This window comes from Agrobacterium sp. rho-13.3 (assembly GCF_033957765.2).
GTDB lineage: Bacteria > Pseudomonadota > Alphaproteobacteria > Rhizobiales > Rhizobiaceae > Agrobacterium.
Map to the genome: position 1 here is coordinate 136,914 of NZ_CP192777.1, position 17,619 is coordinate 154,532.

Sequence of the window (17,619 nt, forward strand, 5' to 3'; positions counted from 1 at the left end):
CCGCCTATGCTTGAACGATGATGTTGCCGGAGGAGTCGACCGAAGCCTGTTGGCCCGGAAGCACAATCGTCGTCGAACTCATTTCGTCGATGACCGCTGGTCCTGCCAGCGACTGATTTACCGGAAGCGCCGATCGTTCGTACACGGGCGTATCGACCCAACCGCTGCTGCCAAAATAGACTTGTCGTTGCCCAATCTTTGCTTCTTCGAAAGATGTGCCGCCACGATGAGTTGCAGGCTCGAACTTGGCTGTGACGCCGACCGCCTGAACGCGGCAATTTACAATTTCGATGTCCCGGCCTGGAATGTCGTAGCCATATTCTGCCTCATGGGCGGCGCCGAACGTTTTCTTGAATATCTCCAGTCCATTTTCATCGAGATCGCTGACCGGGACGGTGATTTCGAAGTTCTGGCCTCGATAGTGGGCGTCAACGGCGAGATTGTATCGCCGGTTTTCTTCGGGAACTTTTTCGCTTGCAAGCCAGGTTTCGCCATCCCGCCGCAGTTCACGCAACAAGGTCCAGACCTCTGTCCAGCTAACTGTATCGACCACCGTCAGGCACGTTCTCACGAAATCAAGGCTGACATCCGACAGGAGCGCCCCCCGAGCACACATGGTGCCGGGCTCCTGAGGGATCAGAACGCGCTTGATACCGCATTCCCTGGCGACCTCCGTCGCATGAAGCGGACCAGCGCCGCCATACGCAAACAGGGTCAGGTCGTCGAGATCGTAGCCCCGTTCGGTTGTGACCGCCCGGATGGCTCGGCTCATGTTCGCGGTCACCACCTGGAGAATGCCATAAGCGGCTTCTTCGACCGTTAGCTCCAGCGGATCGGCAACATTCTCCTTGATTGCCTTTAGTGCCAGCTCACGATTAATCGGCATCCTGCCGCGCAGCAGCGCGACGGGGTCGAGGCGATTGAGCGCGATGTTCGCATCGGTCAACGTTGGCACCACACCGCCTCTGTCGTAGGCGGCAGGACCCGGAGCAGCGCCAGCGCTTCGCGGCCCAACCTTGAGCGCCGAAGCATCGTCGACGCCGGCGATGCTCCCGCCGCCCGCGCCAATGACATGGATGTCGACCATGGGCAGCTTTACAGGATGATCTGCGACCAAACGACCCGAAGTGAAAAGGGCACGGCCATTCAATATCAGTGCGACGTCAGTGCTGGTTCCGCCGACATCGAATGTGACAAGATTGGGCATGCCGGCGCGAACACCGACCGTCGCGGCACCGACCACGCCCGCCGCAGGCCCGGAGAGACAGGTAGCCACCGGCAGGCGTCGAACACTGTCGAGCGACAGCACACCACCGTTCGAATGGATCGTCATCGGTTCGACCGGAATGCCGATCTCCTTGATGCCCCCGCTCAATCGACTGAGATACCGGTCCATCCTCGGACCGATATAGGCATTGAGAACAGTCGTGGAGGTTCGCTCATATTCCCGGAACTCAGGGAGAACCTTGGACGAGATACTGATGTAAGCGTCGGGCATGACGCTCTGGACAACGGCCAGAGCCTTTTCTTCGTGATCCTGGTTTCGATAGGAATGCAGAAAGCAGATCGCAACTGCCTCGACCCCTGATCGTGCCAGACGCTCCGCCTGACTTCGCAACTGCTCCTCGTCAAGCGGAACGATCACTTCCCCGTTCGCAGCCACTCGTTCGTCCACATCAAGACGCCGATATCGCTCAACGAGGGGAGAGGCTTTCGGTACTGAGGTATCGTAGAGCGACGGGCGGTTCTGCCTTCCTATCGCGAGTACATCTCTGAATCCACGTGTGGTGAGGAGACCCGTTGCGGCTCCTCGCTCCTCGATGATCATATTGGTTGCTACGGTCGTGCCGTGGCCAATATATTCGACATCACTGGCCGCAAAACCGAAATCTTCCACGATCCGGGCAAGACCGGTAAGGATCGCCTCAGACGGGTCAGAGGGAGTGGACGGCAGCTTGTAGTATTGGACAGTCCCGTCAGCTGTATTCTGCACGACGAAGTCAGTGAATGTGCCGCCTACGTCTATTCCAATTCTGCGCATACAAACCCCTCACCAGCCACGACTTGGCCATGTCTCTTCTTGATCCCTAATTTTTCTCAATTAGAGCCATTAGTCCAAGTCGAAATTTATTGGCATGTATTCTGTGGGGTTATATCTTCACGAAAGGCCGGGAGCTTTTGCCGGACACATTCTTCGTCGGTCTTTAGGCGCAGAATGAGCTCACTGTGGCGTCCCTTGAAATCAGGTTGACCTAGACCTCCCTCGCTGCTCATGGGGTCAGCTTTCGAGTGTCAGGCTCAATTTCCAGCAGGAGAGCGCTTTCGGGTCTCAGCATCGGCAGAGGCAGGCCGGACAGGCCTAAGCGCGAAGTTGACGCTTCGCCCGACCCGTGGTGGGCAGTCGATGACTTGTGCTTCGTGTTCGAGGACCATGCCGGTGCGACCAATGACGTCCTTGATGCTACAAAGGCTCGCCAAGCGTTCTCGCATCCAAATTGGATCAAAGATCACGTCGCGCTGCCAGAAAATGCGACGATTGCACTACCTTGTATTGAGACACGCTGACGTTCGCCACATATCCGTTAGGTACGAACCGTCAGTGCGACGCTAAAATCGGGAGCGCGACGGCGAGCAAGGGATAGCGCAGATATTACGCTGCAGTATCTTGACGCGCGCAGTCGCCACTGGCCAAAGATGCGGGGACAGTTTTTTGGGAATTATCGAACGACATGACACTTGATATCAGGGGAAGCATCAAGAACACCAAGCTGAGCTCGAATCCGTATGTCGTTTTCGAAGAGCTTCTTTCAAATGCGATTGACTCCTTCTTGATACGCAAAGGCGCCCAGCCGTCGGTGGCTCAGCTGAAGGTAGCCATCAAGGTTGAGTTTACACGCGGCGATCTACTCGGAGACCATGAGGGGCTTGCCATCTCATGCACAGACAACGGGTGTGGCCTTGGCGACCCCCAGCTTCGAGCTTTCCTGACCAAGGACACTTCCTACAAGGATGACTTGGACATTCCCGGCATCGCCCAGTGCAAGGGGGCGGGCCGAATCCAGTTCTTCCATCATTTCGCCCAGCTCTCGATCGACAGCAATTTCCCAAGCGACGACGCTATTGTCCGTCGGCAGATGCGGTATGCTGAACCGCAGAAGCAAATCGACTTCGGTGATTTCGCAGACAGCGTCGGCGATGAATCCGATATCGGTACAGAGATTAGGCTTAGCGAATTCAAGGACTCCGCGCGAAGCCGAGCATTGCGCGGGGAAGCACCGAGTGCACTGTATTCCGCGCCTGCGCTGAAGAGGGAGATGCTCGTCGCATTTCTTCAGCGCTTGGTGGGACTTCAAACCCGCCTTGGCGAATTCGAGATAGTTTTCACCTCAAAGCGCTGGGACAAAGAAGAGGTGGAGACCGAGTACCTGCGTCGAACCAATTTGCCCGAGGTCACGGCGCAGCGATCTGTGCTGGTCGAGGAGCGGGACCCGCTAACCGGCAACGGGCTCACCACGTTTCAAACGTTCGACCTTTCGCACTACCAGCTCGATCCGAGTCAGTATGACCTTCCCAAGAACGCGATCGCACTATGCGCGAAGTCATCGCCGGTCAGAGACATCACGGCCCATTATCTTCGCACCCGAGCCGAGCAGAATAATCCGGTAAGCGGTTTCCATCACATTGTGCTTGTGGAGAGCCCGTTTCTTGACGATCGTGTCAACGAGCAGCGAGACGACTTCGAGAACATCCCTGACGAGATTCCGTCAGACATGTTTTCTTCCGATCGCATATCATATGCCGACATCCATGCAGCAATCGATCCAATAATCGAAGAAATGGTTGTCCCAGCAGACTGGAATAAGGAGGAGGTGCTTAACGAAATCAGTGAGCAGTTCGGCTTGAACGAGGCGATGCTCGCCGACACTACGACCCGGATTCGATACGGAGAGCCAGCTAAAGCGGTCGTCGAACGCGTCCTAAAAAAGTATCAAGAGCGTGTAATCGACGAGACGGCAGAGATTTTCTCGCTAAAGGAAGAGATATTAAAGGCCGAGCCGGATTCAGAGGAGTTCAGAACCAAGGTTCATGAGCTATCTTGGAAGTATACCGCCTCGCTCAAGAATTTTGATATGGCTAACCTGTCGCAGCTGATCGTTCGCCGGACAGCGATCGTGGAAATTCTGAGCCTCGCCTGCAAGAAGGAACTGTTGGTTCAGGCGGTGGTGAAAGGTGAACGGCGCAAAGATGAACGCATCATCCATAGCATTTTCTTCCCGATGCAGAAGGACAGTGCTGGTGTGTCTGATCACGATATCTGGTTACTTAGCGAGGAGTATCACTACTACGATTACATCTCATCGGACATGCCGCTGGCCAATATCACCTGGAATGGGGGCGAGAAGGTCTTCGACGAGGACATCGATGTGAGCTTCCAAGAGATTCTCGCCAAGCGCACCGACGACAACAGCAAGAAGCGCCCGGATATTGCACTGTTCAGTCAGGAGGGGTCGGCGATTATCGTTGAATTCAAGGCGCCCGGCGTCGCGATGGATGACCACATCGGTGATCTAACTGAATACGCACATCTGCTCGCGGCGAAGTCTGGCGGCAAACTGAAGCGGTTCTACTGCTACTTGATCGGTGATACGTTGAACCCACTGCGGATGGGGCCGGGCTGGACCCAGTTTCCGGTCGGTCAAGGCTGGTTCCAATCCGGCGAGTTGCGTGACCCCGTGTCGCGACAACAACTCGGCGAGACGTATTCGGAGATTTTGTTCTTTGATGATGTGGTGGATCGCGCGCGAAAGCGGATCGGCGTGTACAAAGACAAGCTGAACATAAATTTTAGTTAGGCCTGCTGGAAACAGAAGGGCATTTGCCGCAGTCAGAACTTCACCGCTCGACGATGAACCGAACTGTCACAAGTTGGGCGGTAGGTGACTGACAACGAGACGGAAACTGCTTCGAGTTCAATCGGGGCAGCGGTCTGTGTTTGAGCTTGATCTGCTGTCGTCGGCATGATTGGCCAGTCCATGTTGAAAGTCGGGCTCTTCCGACTTGGATATTATCGCAGCTGTCTGGGTTCGACAGCTGGTCAAGGGAATGCCGCAGATCGGCGACCGGATACTGGAGCAATGGCAGTTGGATGGATTTGGCCAGGCCCAAGTCAAGCTGCAAGAAAATTGGGCTCGCGGCTGATATTGCCCAGCACGACGTGCGCTCGCAATGGAGTAAGGATTGGGAATGAAGGTATTTTGGTCCTGGCAGAGCGACCGTGATCAGACGCTCCACCACTATTTTGTTCGCGATTCCCTGAAGGATGCATGCAAGCTGATCGCAAGCGATCCCGACTATCAGGAATCAGAACGGCCGGAAGTCGACCATGATATGAAAAATGTGCCCGGTACAGAGGACATTGCGTCGACCATTCTCTCCAAGATCGCGTCAGCGAATGTCTTTGTCGCGGACATGACACCAGTTGGCATCACAGACCCGGCTGCCCTGCAGCCTAGTGTCGTCCCCGATAAGCGACCCGAGCCCAAATATCTTCAGAACCCGAATGTCATGTCGGAACTCGGCTACGCCGAGCGCGCGATCACAAAAGGACGCATAGTTCTTGTCGCCAACGCGGCTCACTATCCTGGGCCAGAAGCGCTCCCCTTCGACTGGCGTCATCGCAGTGGCGCCAAAACATACACGCTGGCCGATGGGGCGACAAAAGCTGAGATCAAGGCCGAGCGACAGCGGTTTGCCGACGTCCTCAAGGCACATATTCAGCCAATCCTTGCAGCCCAGGTGCCAGCACAAGCAGCGCTCTCCGCAATCGTTTGGCAACCAGCGAGCGAGACGGATCCGGCGATCTGGGTAGGCGCTGAAGAAAGCCTTCAGTATCGCAACACATCGATGAGCGAGCCGCAGCGTCAGGTCAAATTAAACGCCGGCCGACGGATTTTCGCCAGGATCGCGCCGACGCAATGGACGCCTCCGCCGAGGAGCGATCTTGAATCCAGAATCTCAAAAGTGGGCCTTCACATCCGCAGCACCGACGGAGACTGGGGCCTTAGTCGCGAAGGCGCACTCTCGGTGGCTGCGAGACACCGTGGACTGCCGCCGACTTGAGCATCAACTGAACGGTCACCGACAAACCAGTCGTGATCTTTGGTGCCGTCATCCGTCATCCGTCATCCTGAAGAAGCTGGCGGCATCCCCCAAACAAAACCGGCTCAATCTGGCACTGCGCGAGATGGGGTGGATCGAGCGCTCGACTTTTATCTGCGACTGACTGCTCTATACCAAAGTTCGACGCTGGTCCCACGCCATCCTTAATAAGGGAGAAAGCCGCCATGCCCTCGCACGCGCCATCTTCCTTTACCAACTCGGCGAACTGCGCAACCGGGTCGCTGAAACCATGGCTAACCGGGCGTCCGGCCTCAACCTAGTCATCAACGCCATCGTCCCATGGAATACAGTCTATCTCAGCCGGGCAGTGGATTATGTCCAAGGCCAAGGCATCGTCATTCCCGATGAGCTACTTTCCCAGGTCGCACCGCTGCCATGGGCTCACATCGCCCTGACCGGCGACTATCTCTGGAACGAAATTGACAGACCCTTGAACGATACACGCGGAATTTGACGGAGGAGCCGAGTTTTGGACCACGCGGTTCTTGTACGGCTTCCGGGAAATGGAGGCGTCCTCCCTAGCTTCGGACCATGACTTGGCTACCTCCGATCGTTATATGGTACCGGTGCAGTTTCAAAAACGATGTCGTCTTCCTCGAGCCAGCACGCGGCTGGAGGAGATCCACCATGCTCTTGTCACGATTTGATAAGATACGACGGGTGCTGCGTATCCGTCGATGATACTGACTAACTGACTAACAGCACTGCCGCTTAGACGCGCCATTGGCCGCGGCAAGGTCCACCCCGCCAGCGGTTAATTTCGGTAATTGCCCGGGAACACAATGTCCTGATCGACCAGCACATTGAACTTGTAGCCGGGACGAATTTCGAGCGTCGGCTGAACGTCCATGTTACGCTGGATGGTCCGGTCTGCGACACGACCGAATGTTTCCGCGAAATTCCGCCGCGTCGCATCCGAGGCCGTGTCCTGGGTCGCGAGCGTCGAACTTTCCGGAACGGCCATATCGATACCTGTCCCGATCAGGGCGACCAGCACCGCCGAGCCGAATGTTTTCAAATAATGGTTGTTCACCTTGTCGCTGAAACCGCCGTACCCTTGCGCATCTGTCCCCGACATGCCGCCGATCTGCAAAGTCGAGCCGTTCGGGAAAATGATGTCGGTCCAGACAACGAGCACGCGCTTCTGTCCGAATGACACTTTGCTATCGTAACGGCCGAACAGCTTCGTTCCTTGCGGAATGAGCAGACGATGGCCTGTCGCGCTGTCGTAAACGCTCTGGCTCACCTGGGCGGTGATCCGCCCCGGCAGATCTGAATTGATGCCTGTGATCAGAGTTGCCGGAATGACAGAGCCGCGCTTGAGCTCGAAGGGCGATTGTTGGGGCACGACACGGTTCGGCAAGTAGCCAAGTTCTTTCAAGTCGGCATTGAAGAAGTCCTCCTTGGCGCCTTGTGCATTGGGATCAACGTTTTGACCACCGAGCCCGGCACGCAACGCGGCCGCATAGAGATCGGGACCACTTGCCGTGTTTGCTGAAGTCGTCGCGACTCTTGCCGCCGTGTCTGCGGTCGAATCATGCGTTTCAGCACGCCCATCCAATTTGCCGCGATCGATGGCAAGCGGCGCATCGTAGGCTGCGTTGTTCGCCTGCAGGCGGGCCATCCGCTGGCGCTGCTGCTCACGCAGAAGCTGTTCCTGTTGTTCTCGCTGAAGACGAGCCCGCCAGACCGCTTCCGCTTCGAGGTCCTGACCGCGCTGCTGCACCTCGCGTTGGCCTGGCTGTGGTGTGAAGGGATTGCTGGCTTTGTCGTCGACTTGTTTCGTCTCGACCGGTGTCGGCTGGAAGGTGGTCTGCTGCTGTGGCTCGCCGATAATACCATCGGTGACGCCGCGTTTGATCTGGTCGGCGAACGTCGAGGCGGGGTTGCCTGCACTCGTATCCGGACCGTTGTCCTTGCCAAAGTACAGTCCGCGGGACGCAAGGCCATAAAAGATCACGCCCAGAAACGTGAGCGTCAGACAGAAAATGACGACGATCGGCAGACGGTTGATCCGCCGGATAGTGGATGCGGCCTGGCTGTTTGGCGCGCCGCCGAGATTGAGAGATTGCACCATATGATCCTCCCTCACCTGCGCCGCATGAGCGACAAGGCGCTCGCTGGCGTCGCGCCACTTGCCGTGACAGAATAAGCGCGGCCGAGCTCGACGCTGTTTGTCGAAAGCCGGGCCAGCACTTGACCATCGACGTCTAAGATCACATAGGCGAGCGGGATGACCGTCGCGCCGCTATCGATCTTCTGGTCGGTGACGACAGCATAACCCCATCCCTTGAGCGCCTCTTCCAGAGCCTGTCCGAACGGCGAAGTATCAGTCTTGAGCGCAACGGTCGCTTTTCCCGGTCCGATCTGTTCGGCAAGGCGGCTGACCATATCGCCCGCGATTGCACTGGCGGCGGAACCGGAGATTTCCGGCGGCGCTGTGCTGGAAACGAGCCCTTCTGTTCCGGTCGACTGGCATCCGGAAAGAAGGGCGGCTAGGGCGCAGGCTGCGGCAAAGTTGCGGAGGGGTTGCAAGGCGCGCGAATGGGAGAGAGGGATGTTCATTACCGCCCTCCCCTTCTGATCGTCACCTTCTCCTGTTTCCAGCCAACGCCGGAAACGAGAACAGCACGATCGACATGATAGTCAACGACCATCATGTCGCCCTTCATCCGGTAATTGACGATCCTGTTTTGCCCGCCAGATGTGACGAAAAAAACAGGTGCATCCTGGCCAGAAATCGAGCGTGGAAATTGGATGTAGGTCTTGCGCCCGTCGGAATACACCCGCGTCGGTCGCCAGCCGGCGTTGCCCGAGACTGAATAGGAAAAGTTCAACTGCTCGGCGGGGACGCCTGCACCCGGAATGGTGCTCGCTTCCAGCCTCGCGTTGATGTCGGCAAGCTTTGTCGAAACATCTTCCGGATATTCGAAGCCGACGCGCGCCATATACTGGATCGAATGGGACTTGAGCTGAATATGATAAGTGCGCCTGGACGTCGTCACGACCATCGACGTCACAAGACCAGGCTCCGATGGTTTGACAATCAGGTGGATCGCCTGCCCGCCGGCAGCCCCCGAAGTCGCGGGCTCTACCTTCCAGCGCACAGTGTCACCGACCAACACGTCGCGGACGACCTCACCGCCTTGCAGTTCGATATCGCAAACCTGTAGCGGCGAGCAGACGACAGACGGCTGCACCTCGCCATAGAGGAAGATCACCTTGCCGTCAGGCCCCTTGGTGACGAGACCCCGAGATCCGCGCCACTGTGTCGAGATTCCCATGCCCTTTGCTTCGTTGGCGGTGACGCCGTCGGCCGCAAAAGCCGGCAGAGCAGCGACCAATGAAGACGCCAACAGTGCCGAGGCGAGAGCGCCCGTCACCGTGGCCCGTGTTCTTTCGCGTGGGATGATCATGTTTAGTGCCATGCCTTTCAAAGCTGTGCTGTCCAGTCGAAGTCGAGGAGATAGAGGCCGATGGGGTTCAAGCGGATGACGCCCTCATCCTGCGGCGGCGTCAGGGTCACGGTTGCAATGCCGCGGAAACGGCGGACCGCGGTTTCCTTGCCGCGACGATCGCGTTCGAACTCGGTCCAGTCCAACTGGTAGCTCTGGCTCGAGAGTGCGACGATATTGTTGACCTCGATTGCCACGGTCGAGCTTTTTGCTTTCTCGAAGGGCGAGTTCGAGCGAAACCAGGCATTGACCTTCTCGGTCGCCGGATCGGATGTCCTCAGCAGCCCATAAGTTCTATCGATGTACTGCTTCTGCACGACCGCATCCGGCGTCACACTGCGAAAGTTCGACACGAAGCTGCCGAGGGTGGCGCGCACCACACGCGGATCGGCGTATTCAATCTGCTGCGGGAAGCCGGCATTGACGGCCGTGCCGAGCTCGTCGACCTCGACGATATAGGGAACGAGCTTGACCTGCGTGCTTTGGTAAAGCGCATAGCCAAAGCTGATCACAGCCATGGTCATGCCGGCTATGCCGACGATGCGCCATGCGGCGGCGGATCTGACATAGGAGCCATAGCGCTCGTTCCATTCGTTGCGTGCGGCGATATAGGGATTGGTAAGATCGGGATTATTGAGCGGTTTGTGTCCGGCCATGGCGGATCGGCCTCCAGTTATTTGGTCTCGTTGAGTGGCGGTGGTGGAGGCGGCGATGGGGTCCGACTCGACTGCTGGTCGAGTTTGGCATTGGCAAGCCCCAGCAGAGATCCGGCATAGGCACCAGGTGACCCGACCGCCTTGTCCTTCGCGGCCGAACCGACAGCACCTGCCGCACCACCGATACCTGACTCCATGCCGCGCATGGCGGCACTCCCGAGGGATGCTCCCCCTGCCCTTGCCGCATTTGCGGCCTGAAAGCCTCTGCTGGCTGCTGCCGTCGCCAGAAAGCCGGCACCCGCCGCAAAGGATGCCGCCTGTCCACCGTGGCGGATCGACTCCATGCCGCCGGAAACGGAAGCGCCCTGAACGACACCCTGCAGGATCGGGGGCACATACATGGCGATGACGAAGACCACGACCGATATGCCGGCGATCGCCAGTGTGGTGATGAACTGCTCGGAGGTTGCTGTCGGTGCCTCGGCAAGGCCCAGCAGGATGTCGGAGCCGATCTTGGCGATCATCACCAGCGCCATCAGCTTCATGCCGACCGAGAAGGCATAGACCAGATATTTGATGGCGAAATCCTTGGTGTAGGACGTACCGCCCAATCCGAGCATGATCATGCCGGCAAGCAGACCGACATACATCTCCACCATGACAGATACGAAGATCGCGGCGACGAGCGAGAAGCAGACGACGACCACGACCATGGCGAAGACGGCGGCGATCGCCAGGGAGTTATCCTCGAAGAGGCCAAACTTCGCCTGTTCCGACATCTTGGTTGCAACGCGAATGCCGGCGTCGAAAATATTGGCGGGAGAGGCCGACCCGCCGCCAGCTCCAATCTGGTAGAGGCTATCGACGACCGCCTTGGCGAAAGCAGGTCCCTGGTCGAGGATGAAGGCGAACAATCCGATAAACATGATGCGCTTAACCAGCTCTGCAAACCAGCTGTCGAGGGATGCGGCGTTGATCGCCAGCCATACGGCGGCGATGCCGACCTCGATGCCGGCCAGGATCCAGAACAGTGACCGGGCCGCATCCATGACCGTTGTCTCCCAGCCTTTGGCGGCCGCAACGACGGAGTTCTCCAGGGTCGTCAGCACTTGACCTTGCTGCGCCAGAGCCGGTGTGCTCGCGAACAGGACGAGGCCGATCGCGACAAAGGCAAGTTCGAGGCGCCGGGAATCGATCACCATCTCGGCTTCATCTCCTGGCCGCCGCGAATGTCGCGGTTGGCATTACCATCAAAGAACTTTTCCCGGTGAGCCCGGCGGTCTGCGTCTGATGTAGCTTGCGGTGACGCTTCGCCCGTTCCGGATAGGGCTGCTGGAGGTGGCTGGACGATCCACCTGGCGATGCCGACGCCGGACGCGATGATCCCCACGACAGCAAGGATGAGGACAAGGCGCGGGCTCACCAGCGGGGCTCCATCGTCTGCCCGCCGCGGATATCATGCTCGCTTCCGCTGAAGAATTGTTCGCGGCGCGCCTGAGCGAGATCCTTTTGCGCCTGCTCCGACTGAAACCACGTGCCCATCATGGTCATTTGGCTAGCAACGAGACCCCGCAGCTTCTGCATCTGCGCGACCTGCTGGGCCGCGATCTGATGTCCGACCTGCAGCGCCTTCATCTGCCCGTCGGCCGTTTCCGACATCGACCGCAGCGACGACATCGTGCTTTCCTCGCTTGAGAACTGGTCCGCCGTGAGGTTTGCGGCCTTCAGGGAACCGGCGATCGTGTCGCGATTGGTGTCGGACCAGTTCTGATAGGTGGACGAGAAGCCTGCCCCGTCGGGCAGGTTGCTTTTCATCTCGGCAAAGCTTTGGAAACGCTGCTTGAGCACGTCGTCGATATTGCCCATCGAGAAGGCGACCCCCTGCCCCTGCACCACGACGTTCTGCAGGTTATTGAGGTCGTTCTCGACCTGGCCCCAGATATGGTTTGGCAACTGGGCGGTGTTCTGCAGCATGTTGTTGTAGATGTTGATCTGGTTCTGGATCTGCTCGGCAAGCTGCGAGATCTGGGTAATCTGGTTGTTGACCTGTTCGGCCGACTTGCCGACGAGGGAAATCAGTTCGGTATTGTTGGCGATCTGGGTCCATTCGGTCGCTTGGCCTGTCACGCCGCCAGCATGAACTGAAGCCGGAGACATGGCGGGTATAATGACGGCTGCTATGGCAGTGGCACACGCGATGTTATTCGACTGTGAAAAGTGTCTCGGCATGGGCGATCCCCCTTTGCTTGAGCCAGTGAAGAGGCCATGCGGCCCCATATTCGGAATGCAGGCTGCGGATGCGCTTGAGGTCTTGCCTGCCGGTCGCCCCGACAAACGAGAGCGCGACCGGTCCGAGCGCCATGTTGAAGAGCCTACGGCCCTCCGGTGAGACGACGTAATATTCGCGTTTGGGAATGGCGGTCGCGACGATCTCGATCTGCCGCTCGTTAAAGCCGATGCGCTCATAAAACTCACGCGTGCCCGGCTCGCGCGCTGCACCGTTGGGCAGGCAGATTTTTGTTGGGCAGGATTCCTTCAGCACATCGATGATGCCGGACCGCTCCGCGTCAGAAATCGACTGGGTGGCGAGGACCACAGCGCAATTGGCCTTGCGCAGCACCTTCAACCATTCGCGTATCTTGTCCCGAAACACCGGATGGCCGAGCATCAGCCACGCCTCATCAAGGATGATCAGGCTGGGTGCGCCGGTCAGGCGTTTCTCGATGCGCCGAAACAGGTAGGTGAGAACGGGAACGAGATTGCGCTCGCCCATGTTCATCAGTTCCTCGATCTCGAAGCACTGGAACGCGCCAAGCGCCAGGCCGTCCTGCTCGGCGTCGAGCAACTGGCCCATCGGGCCGTCGACGGTGTAGTGGTGCAACGCGTCCTTGATCTCGCGCATCTGTACGCCCGAAACGAAATCCGATAGCGAGCGGCCACGGGATTCTGCCATCAGTGCCAACTGCCTAGAGATGGAGTTGCGATAGTCCGGGGTGATGGTCACACCCTGCAGCGCCACCAGCATCTCGATCCACTCGGAGGCCCAGGCGCGGTCGCCGTCAGTCGACAGTTCAGCGAGCGGGCAAAATGCAAGCGCCTTCACCTCACCATTTGCCGAAGAGCCGATATCGGCGCCGATCTGGTAGTGATCACCATCGATGCCGAGCGTCAATGGCAGCATCGATCCGCCCTTGTCGAAGGCAAACACTTGGGCGTCTGCATACCGTCGGAACTGCGCGGCGATCAGCGCCAGCAGCGTCGATTTGCCAGAACCTGTTGGCCCGAAAATCAGCGTGTGTCCAACATCGTCGACATGCAGGTTCAGTCGAAACGGCGTCGAACCGGATGCCACCTGCATCAAGGGCGGCGAGGCCGGCGGATAAAATGGGCAAGGTGCTGTCGGACTGCCCGACCAGACGGAATTGAGCGGGATGAGGTCGGCAAGATTGCGGGTATTGATCAGCGGCTCGCGGATATTGGCGTAGGAGACGCCTGGAAGACTGCCGAGAAAGGCGTCCGTGGCGTTCAACGTCTCAATGCGTGCGCCAAAACCTTCGGCCTGGATCAGCCGGCGGATGGCCTCGCACTTTTCCTGGAGGCGGGTGGGGTCTTCTTCAAAGATGACGATGACCGGTGTGTAATAGCCATAGGCGACGAGCTGCGAGGAGGCTTCGGCAATGGCGTCCTCGGTTTCTGCCACCATCAACATGGCATCCTGATCGACCGAGCGAGATTGCGTCTGGAACAGCTGGTCGAAGAACGGTCGCACCTTCTGCTGCCACTTCTTGCGGGTCCGTTCGAGCCGCGCCCTTGCTTCCTCGGAGTCGAGGAAGACGAAGCGGGACGACCAACGATAGGTGAGCGGCATGCGGTCGAGTGTGTTGAGAATGCCCGGCCAGCTTTCGGCCGGCAGACCGTCGATCGCCACCACGCCGAGAAAGCGGTTCTCGACCATTGGTGTCAGGCCATGCTGCAACTCGGCCGTCACCAGCCAGTCGAGATACATCGGGATGTCCGGCAGGCGCACCGGATGGTTCTCACCGGTGATGCAGAAACGGATGAACTGGAAGAGTTCGTCGTATCGGGCGACACGGAACCCAGCGCGCTCTGTAGTCTCTCGCGTCATCATCCGACGGATCGACACGACATTGGCGAGATATTGCTCGACTTCACGGATTGAGGTCAGGAAGCTCTGCAGCATCGTGTCGGCATAGGTTGCAGAACGGCTGGCAGCATCCGAATAGATATAGCGCGTAAGGCGGGAGCGCCGCGGCTCCGGCCGCCGCCACGTCAGGATCAAAGCATGGCGGCTCTCGAAATGCCCCCTCTCCTTCTGAAAATGCGCCCGCCGCTCGTCGTCGATGGCGCGTGTGACAGGATCGGGAAAGTGGGATTCAGCCTCTGTGGGATAATCGCCGGTCGGCACGCGCACCGCCTCGACCTGGATCATCCAGCCGGAACCGAGCCGCGACAGGATGGCGTTGATCTGTCGCGACACCTCGTTGCGCTCGGCGTCGGTCGAGCTCTCGCTATCCGGCCCCGCGAAATACCAGCCCGCCATCAGCGAGCCGTCTTTCAGCAGGATGACCCCATTATCCACGAGGCCGGCATAAGGTACCAGATCGGCGAAAGACGGTCCGGAATGGCGGAATGATTTGAGCACTACCATCTCTTAGAACTTGCGCCACGGCGACGACGTCGCGCGATAGGACGTCTTGTAGGAGATGTGGCGAAGATAGACCCGGCGCATCAGTGGATCGGATTTGGCCATCATGCGGAGTGCGGCGACTGCAACCAGCCAGATCACGATGCCGAACAGGGCCGCGTACCAGGTCAGGACAACGAAGATCAGGATGATGGCGGCCAGCGCCGTCAGCAGCATGAGCTCCCGGTCGGCGCCCATCAACAAGTTCGGACGCGATAACGCCCTGTGCACACGCGAGCGTGCCAGAGAAGAGCCGGCCTCAGCCATGAGCCCCCTCCCCCGCTGTGGCCGCCGTCGTCTTCGCTTCGGGAGTTCCTTGCTCGGCCTGTGCGTGGCCCTCGCCGATCGAGGCTCCGGTCGCGCCAAAGAGAGCGACGATCTGGGTGGCTCCGAGGAGTACCCCGCCGACCAGCGCGACATAGCAAAGCCGTCTCGCGAAATCGTTCAGCTCGCCCCCAAAGATGAGCATGGCGCCTGCAATGGCGACAGCGGCCAGCGCGATAAACCCGGCGACTGGCCCCGTGATTGATTGCTGGATCTGTTGCAGCGGCGATTCCCAAGGAAGACCACCTCCACCCGAGGAAGCGAATGCGGAATCGCTAAAGCCGATAGAAATGGCGACAAGCGTCGCGCCGGTGAGAAGAATGGAGATTTTACGCGACATGGCTGTCCTCATCGATCTGGGCATAATGTTCGGTGTGGTAGCGGTCGTTGCGGTATCCTTCGATATGGATAACCTCGCGGACCCGCCTCCCCTTCCCCGTTCGTTCAATGGAAACGACGAGATCGACGGCTTCGCCGATCACCTCCTGCATTGGCTGCTGGCTGGCCTCCGCCGTCAGTTGCTCCAGTCGGCGCAAGGCTGACATCGCGGTGTTAGAATGAATCGTGGTGACACCGCCCGGATGGCCGGTGTTCCAGGCCTTTAGCAGCGTTAGCGCCGCACCGTCGCGCACCTCGCCTACAATGATGCGGTCGGGACGCAGGCGCATCGTGCTCTTGAGCAGGCGCGCCATGTCGATGGTATCGCTGGTGTGCAGACACACAGCATTTTCGGCCGCGCATTGAATTTCGGCGGTGTCTTCGAGAATGACCATCCTATCGTCCGGGGCCGCAGTCACGATCTCGGCGATGATGGCGTTGGCGAGTGTGGTCTTGCCCGATCCCGTGCCACCCGAGATGACGATGTTCATCCGAGCATCGATCGCGCTTCGAATGGCGGATGCCTGGGCTTCGGTCATCATCTTCGACTTCACATACTCTGTCAGTGGAATGAGACGCGAAGCATGACGGCGGATCGTGAATGCCGGTCCGGAGACCACTGGCGGCAACAGCCCCTCGAAGCGGTGTCCGCCAATTGGAAGTTCACCAGAGATAATCGGTCGCTCGTCATCGGCCTCCGACTGAAGCGCGTGGGCGACACTGCCGATCACAACTTCAGCGGCGGCGGTGCTCATTGCGCCGGCCGGCGCTACGCCATGGCCTAGTCGTTCGATGAAAAGGCGGCCGTCTGGATTGAGCATGATTTCGACGACGGTTGCGTCATCGAGGGCGGTGCACAGCTGGTCGCCAAGCGCGTCCTGCAGTTTGCGGACCAGGCGGGGATGCGAACGGAGTTGAGTCACGCAGCGCTCCTGAGCAATGACCCATCGATCCGCGAGGTCGAATGGTAACCCTGCGGGCGAACCTGCTCAAAGCTGCTACGGTCGGCTGGCAGGCTTCCGGCGATGGCGATGGTGTTACCGATCGGAGCGGGTTTGCCGAGACGCTGCATCGGCCATCCCGCTCGCTTCAGGATGCGCTCGAAGCGGAGATCGGTGGCCGTGACGATTTCGCTGTAGCCGCTCGCCATCGACCATTCGATGATACCCGCGAACAAGGTGAGCGTCGCAAGATGCAGTTGGCTCGCCTCCCTCTGCGAGATAAGTGAAGTATCGACGCAGAAGCGTGAACTTTCGACCATCCCAGAATGAGGGCGAAGCGAACCTGCATCGAGAAGCTGGGGGAAGGTCTGCTCCAGCATTGTGGGACCAGAAGCTGGAAGGAGACGAACGCAACCTGCGACCTTTCCACCGTCGGCAATTGCCAGAAGATAAGTCGGCCTGTAATCGTCGTACTGGTCGCGCTCTTCTCCCTCGCTGATGGAAACGTTCCAGGCGAGACGTCCGCCAAATACCGTCGCGCGAAGACGGTGCATCTGTCTCAGGAAGTCGCGATGGCGCTCGTACTGGTTGGGTGAGACGGTCAATATCCGCATGATGCTCTCCGCTTGAACAAGGTCGTGCGGACAAAAATCATTTCTGCGGGCGTGTGCCTATGTGCAGATTTGCACCTCGGGTGATTCTAGCGAGTCGCTCGTCTCTCCCGTAGAACGTGAGCGAGTCGGGGAGCTGGCAGACGAGATTCATGTGCAAATCTGCATTTGGTCCCGAGGAGATCGACATGCGAAAACAGATCTAAGTGATAGATTCACATGAATGAATCTGAATAAGCTCCGGATCCTGCTAAAACGCGTTAACTATTGATTAACTTTAAATATCTTGCAAACGATGTTGGAATCGGATGTGTTATCCACGGTAAATAGGTGTGTTTACGAGAATTACCGTGTGTACGAGAGGAAGTC

At 58.5% G+C, this 17,619-nt stretch carries 16 protein-coding genes and 1 pseudogene; 4 read left to right on the plus strand and 13 right to left on the minus strand.

Features of this window, described 5'->3' with window-relative positions:
- Positions 1-4 precede the first annotated feature (4 nt).
- Positions 5-2,041: a hydantoinase/oxoprolinase family protein gene (locus tag RMR16_RS26090; RefSeq protein ID WP_265615129.1), complete on the minus strand. Its 2,037-nt coding sequence runs from the start codon at positions 2,039-2,041 to the stop codon at positions 5-7.
- 688 nt (positions 2,042-2,729) lie between these two features.
- Here RMR16_RS26090 and RMR16_RS26095 point away from each other — a divergent pair.
- From RMR16_RS26095 to RMR16_RS26110, 4 genes and pseudogenes are all read left to right on the plus strand, one after another.
- Positions 2,730-4,853 carry a hypothetical protein gene (locus tag RMR16_RS26095; RefSeq protein ID WP_265615130.1) on the plus strand — a complete coding sequence of 708 codons (2,124 nt, stop codon included), beginning with the start codon at positions 2,730-2,732 and terminating at the stop codon, positions 4,851-4,853.
- 205 nt (positions 4,854-5,058) lie between these two features.
- Positions 5,059-5,199, plus strand: a complete 141-nt coding sequence (locus tag RMR16_RS26100; protein ID WP_320187999.1) for a hypothetical protein — start codon at positions 5,059-5,061, stop codon at positions 5,197-5,199.
- Positions 5,200-5,244: 45 nt separating this feature from the next.
- The gene (locus RMR16_RS26105) at positions 5,245-6,120 is read left to right on the plus strand and encodes a hypothetical protein (RefSeq protein WP_320188000.1); all 876 of its coding nucleotides are present in this window, start codon (positions 5,245-5,247) and stop codon (positions 6,118-6,120) included.
- A 52-nt stretch (positions 6,121-6,172) separates the two neighbouring features.
- A pseudogene (locus RMR16_RS26110) lies at positions 6,173-6,634 on the plus strand (Tn3 family transposase); the annotation flags it as partial.
- Between the two features lie 300 nt (positions 6,635-6,934).
- Here RMR16_RS26110 and trbI read toward each other — a convergent pair.
- Genes trbI through RMR16_RS26170 form a run of 12 tightly spaced genes read right to left on the minus strand, consistent with a single transcriptional unit; the run spans position 6,935 to position 17,253 of the window.
- On the minus strand, positions 6,935-8,257 hold the full coding sequence (trbI, locus tag RMR16_RS26115; protein WP_320201338.1) for an IncP-type conjugal transfer protein TrbI: 1,323 nt from the start codon (positions 8,255-8,257) through the stop codon (positions 6,935-6,937).
- A gap of 11 nt (positions 8,258-8,268) precedes the next feature.
- The gene (trbH, locus tag RMR16_RS26120; protein ID WP_320188737.1) at positions 8,269-8,745 is read right to left on the minus strand and encodes a conjugal transfer protein TrbH; all 477 of its coding nucleotides are present in this window, start codon (positions 8,743-8,745) and stop codon (positions 8,269-8,271) included.
- A complete protein-coding gene (gene trbG / locus RMR16_RS26125) occupies positions 8,745-9,596 on the minus strand; it encodes a P-type conjugative transfer protein TrbG (protein WP_320188736.1) in 852 nt (283 codons plus the stop codon). Before trbG ends, trbH begins: the two co-directional genes overlap by 1 nt.
- 17 nt (positions 9,597-9,613) lie before the next feature.
- Entirely contained in the window at positions 9,614-10,291 is a 678-nt protein-coding gene (locus tag RMR16_RS26130) for a conjugal transfer protein TrbF (RefSeq protein WP_320188735.1), read from the minus strand.
- 17 nt (positions 10,292-10,308) lie between these two features.
- The gene (gene trbL, locus RMR16_RS26135; protein ID WP_320188734.1) at positions 10,309-11,493 is read right to left on the minus strand and encodes a P-type conjugative transfer protein TrbL; all 1,185 of its coding nucleotides are present in this window, start codon (positions 11,491-11,493) and stop codon (positions 10,309-10,311) included.
- Positions 11,487-11,714, minus strand: coding sequence for an entry exclusion protein TrbK (trbK, locus tag RMR16_RS26140; protein ID WP_320188733.1), 228 nt, complete (start codon positions 11,712-11,714; stop codon positions 11,487-11,489). The genes trbL and trbK overlap by 7 nt, the downstream gene beginning before the upstream one ends.
- A complete protein-coding gene (gene trbJ, locus RMR16_RS26145) occupies positions 11,711-12,520 on the minus strand; it encodes a P-type conjugative transfer protein TrbJ (protein WP_320188732.1) in 810 nt (269 codons plus the stop codon). The genes trbK and trbJ overlap by 4 nt, the downstream gene beginning before the upstream one ends.
- Positions 12,492-14,960, minus strand: coding sequence for a conjugal transfer protein TrbE (locus RMR16_RS26150; RefSeq protein ID WP_320188731.1), 2,469 nt, complete (start codon positions 14,958-14,960; stop codon positions 12,492-12,494). The genes trbJ and RMR16_RS26150 overlap by 29 nt, the downstream gene beginning before the upstream one ends.
- Before the next feature lie 3 nt (positions 14,961-14,963).
- Positions 14,964-15,263, minus strand: a complete 300-nt coding sequence (locus RMR16_RS26155; RefSeq protein WP_320188730.1) for a conjugal transfer protein TrbD — start codon at positions 15,261-15,263, stop codon at positions 14,964-14,966.
- Complete coding sequence (trbC, locus tag RMR16_RS26160) at positions 15,256-15,660, minus strand: conjugal transfer pilin TrbC (RefSeq protein ID WP_320188729.1); 405 nt, start codon at positions 15,658-15,660, stop codon at positions 15,256-15,258. Before trbC ends, RMR16_RS26155 begins: the two co-directional genes overlap by 8 nt.
- On the minus strand, positions 15,650-16,621 hold the full coding sequence (gene trbB / locus RMR16_RS26165; RefSeq protein ID WP_320188728.1) for a P-type conjugative transfer ATPase TrbB: 972 nt from the start codon (positions 16,619-16,621) through the stop codon (positions 15,650-15,652). Before trbB ends, trbC begins: the two co-directional genes overlap by 11 nt.
- Positions 16,618-17,253 carry an acyl-homoserine-lactone synthase gene (locus RMR16_RS26170; protein WP_320188727.1) on the minus strand — a complete coding sequence of 212 codons (636 nt, stop codon included), beginning with the start codon at positions 17,251-17,253 and terminating at the stop codon, positions 16,618-16,620. The genes trbB and RMR16_RS26170 overlap by 4 nt, the downstream gene beginning before the upstream one ends.
- Positions 17,254-17,619: the final 366 nt, after the last annotated feature.